We start from the raw sequence: 1,718 nt of genomic DNA, 5'->3' as shown, positions 1-1,718 counted from the left end.
ACCCCCGACACCCCGTGGAGACCGCCCTGACCTGCGAGTTGTGGCGTCGGCTCCACCAGACCCGCGCCGTGGTCAGTCACTACCGACGCCACGGAGACCCGCTCCCGGACCGCCTCCGACCCTGGACCGCCTGGACGACCTGGGTCCGCTGCCCGGCGACGTCACCGTGCACCTGGACACCGGCTACGACTCCGGCACCACCCGCACCCTGCTCCACGAACGCGGCCTGCGCGGCCGCATCGCGCACGGGGGAGCTCCACTGGAGCCGCGCAGCCACCGTTCAGCGTGAGAGGGAGTATGCGACCACCACAGAATTTGCCGGGCCGCGGTGTGGACGAGCGTGATTTTGACGCCTTCTACACCGCGAGCGTCGGCCGGCTCGTCGGCCAGTTGTACGCGATGACAGGTGACCTGGCTGAGTCTCAGGACGTGGTGCAGGAGGCCTTCGCCCGGGCCTGGGAACGCTGGGCCGAGTTGGACCTGAACGGGGCCCCCGAAGCGTGGGTGCGCACGGTGGCCTGGCGGCTGGCGGTCAGTCGGTGGCGGCGGGCGCGCACCGCGCTGGCCTTCGCCCGGCGGCAGGGTCCGCCCGCCGCCGTACCGCCGCCGGAACCGCACCACGTGCTGCTGGTCCAGGCACTGCGGCGGATCCCCGAGGCGCAGCGGCGGGCCGTGGTGCTGCATCATCTGTGTGATCTGCCGGTGGAGCAGGTGGCTGCCGAGACCGGTTGCCCCGTCGGCACGGTCAAGGCGCACCTGAGCCGCGGACGGGCGGCGCTGGCACGCCTGCTGGCCGATACGGAGCTCGATCTGCGGACGACCCGGCTGCCGGAGGTGAGGCATGGCTGACAGGACAGAACTGGAGCGGTGTCTGGAACGGAACCTGGCCGAGCTCGCCGAGTCGGGCCGGCAGCAGGTGATGCCGCTTGCCGCGCACCGGGTGCGGGCCCGTGGTGAGCAGCGCATGCGCCGCCGACGGGCGGCCGTGGCGTTCGGCGGCGCGCTGCTGGCCGCCGCTGTGGTGGTGGGCGGTCTGTCGCTGGTCCGAGCCGCCCGGGTGCCGGAGCCGGCCGCGATCGTGCCGGCGCCGACCGTTTCAGGCTTCGTGCCGCCCTCGCCCGCACCGGGCGAGGAGTACGCCAGTGAACTGGGCTACGTGTACGGCGCGGTGGCGCAGGGCGACACGGTGCAGGTCACCGTCGAGCAGCTCCGTACCGTCCGGGGGACCGCGGTGCCCACGGGTGTGGTGCACACGCTGACCCTGCCGCGGTGGACGCTGGTGGAAGCACGGCGGCTCTCCGGCGGGTCCCCTGCGGATATGCAGCTGGACCAGTTGGTGAGCCGGCTGGCTGCCGGGCCGCGGTGGATGTTCGCGATCGACTACGACAGCGAGGGCCGGGTGGAGTCCTTGCGGGAGACCGACTGAGGCCGCCGCCGCATTCACGGCATCGAGGTGCAACCCAGAGGCGGGCCAGGGCGTAGAACTCATGTATCCCGACTGCATCTGATCCGATGGGACCTTGCCGTGCTCACTTCTCGCCGCCGAACCGGCGCCCTTCCTCTGACCGCTCTCGCCTTGACCGCTCTTGTCCTGACCGCATGCACCGGCAAGGGAGGCGAAGGGCAGGCGGACGCCCTTGCCCCGGCAACGCCGGTGACGGCTTCAGCGTCGGCGTCCGGACAGGCCGCCGTGCCGACCCCGCCCACCGCGACGCACC

Annotated in this window: 2 protein-coding genes and 1 pseudogene; all 3 read left to right on the top strand. The window is 72.4% G+C overall.

Annotated elements, in window-relative coordinates; all coding sequences use genetic code 11:
• Window positions 1–115: 115 nt before the first annotated feature.
• Window positions 116–265: pseudogene (locus C1I97_RS36675) on the top strand (IS5/IS1182 family transposase); the annotation flags it as partial.
• A gap of 32 nt (window positions 266–297) precedes the next feature.
• Window positions 298–849: a SigE family RNA polymerase sigma factor gene (locus C1I97_RS36670; protein WP_111007211.1), complete on the top strand. Its 552-nt coding sequence runs from the start codon at window positions 298–300 to the stop codon at window positions 847–849.
• The gene (locus C1I97_RS36665) at window positions 842–1,426 is read left to right on the top strand and encodes a hypothetical protein (RefSeq protein ID WP_111007210.1); all 585 of its coding nucleotides are present in this window, start codon (window positions 842–844) and stop codon (window positions 1,424–1,426) included. The genes C1I97_RS36670 and C1I97_RS36665 overlap by 8 nt, the downstream gene beginning before the upstream one ends.
• Window positions 1,427–1,718 lie beyond the last annotated feature (292 nt).

The sequence above is a fragment of the Streptomyces sp. NTH33 genome (assembly GCF_003236365.1).
In the GTDB taxonomy this organism is placed as follows: Bacteria; Actinomycetota; Actinomycetes; order Streptomycetales; family Streptomycetaceae; genus Streptomyces.
The sequence above is the reverse complement of the archived record's forward strand: the minus strand, read 5'-3'. Positions and strand labels throughout refer to the sequence as shown.